Annotated in this window: 2 protein-coding genes; both read left to right on the top strand. The window is 36.6% G+C overall.

What is annotated here, in order from left to right:
* On the top strand, window positions 1–356 hold a 356-nt coding region (locus G468_RS24350; protein ID WP_026824166.1), incomplete at its 5' end, for a hypothetical protein.
* Window positions 357–699: 343 nt separating this feature from the next.
* A partial coding sequence (locus G468_RS0118145; protein ID WP_211229688.1) for a hypothetical protein occupies window positions 700–1,259 on the top strand: 560 nt, incomplete at its 3' end.

Here is a 1,259-nt window from a genome sequence, read left to right as displayed (position 1 = left end):
TTAAATTTGCTCCCACTTTTAAGATTGGTGAGACTGTATCTCATTCAGTAAATAGTGTTATAGGCAAGTCTGACTTAACATTACATCGCTCTACTGCAGACTTCACACTGAAACCAAAAGAAAAAGCGATTGTTGAGTTAAAAAATGATGAATATCAAGTAAATGCTAGAATTGTTTATTCTATTAGTTTGAGTGGTGTCATATTTGCAGGCTACCGAATCGAAAATAATAATATTCATTATACTGGAGTTAGTATAGAAGACGTTATGAGATTAGCGAATATTCCTAATGAAATAAAAGTCGAACAAAATTTAAATATCAGCGGTTACCTACATTCAAATATATTATTTAAATAAACATCCCTCGTATTAATCAAACACAGAACCTTACAGGAAAGTCGAGCCTGATAATCGCCGTTTAAAATGCTGCTTTTTATGTGTGAGCAGGTTCGATTTTCTATAAGGAAAAGTACGATGAATACCGTTTTAACTTTTAAAGAGAAAAGTATTACTCCTTTTTATAAGGGAGATAACAAAATTTGGTTTACAAGTAACTGAATTGCTGGCTTATTCGAAGACAAAATAGGTAACGAATTTATTTACTGTCCTTAATTCAGATTAAAGATTTTTTCCACATCAAATCACTAAAATGAGCTCAATCAAATTACTCAAAACTCGCCACGGTAGCGAGGGTTTTCGTGTGCATTACGAAAATACAGCAGGGCGATTTCACAAAAGTTTTAAAACGCTGGATGCGGCGTGCCGTTTTCTTTTTCTAAGTGAATCCGAGCGGTTTTTGTCGATGACGGCAAAAGAAAAAGAGCGATGCCGAGACTGGCATCTTCGCAAACTGATTCAATTCTATATAGGCAAAAAAGTCTCACAATGTGAAACGGGGCATTTGCGGAAAAGTTCGCTCGATACGATTAAACATGCGTTATTTTCGATTGACGAAACGTTGCAGTCAAAATTGGCGTTGCATATTCGCCCGCGTGAATTTAATGGCTTACCTGAGAATAGCCTTAAATATCTGCATTCTGCCTATTTGCTGTTAAAAGAAATGCGGAATATTGGCGTGAGTCCAATTCCAAAACTGAAAAAGAAAGTCGAAAAGCCTATTTTCATTCCTGCTTTTGAGAATGTGGATAGGATGATCGAAGTTGCGCCCGTCAGAGAAAAGATAGCCTTCATCTTGGCGTCGGTGATTGGGCTTCGGATAAGTGAAATACTGGCATTGGACTATAGCGATATTCAAGGGGA

Origin of the sequence: Arsenophonus nasoniae DSM 15247, assembly GCF_000429565.1 — a bacterium.
In the GTDB taxonomy this organism is placed as follows: Bacteria; Pseudomonadota; Gammaproteobacteria; order Enterobacterales; family Enterobacteriaceae; genus Arsenophonus; species Arsenophonus nasoniae.
This window is presented reverse-complemented; position numbering and strand designations above follow the sequence as displayed.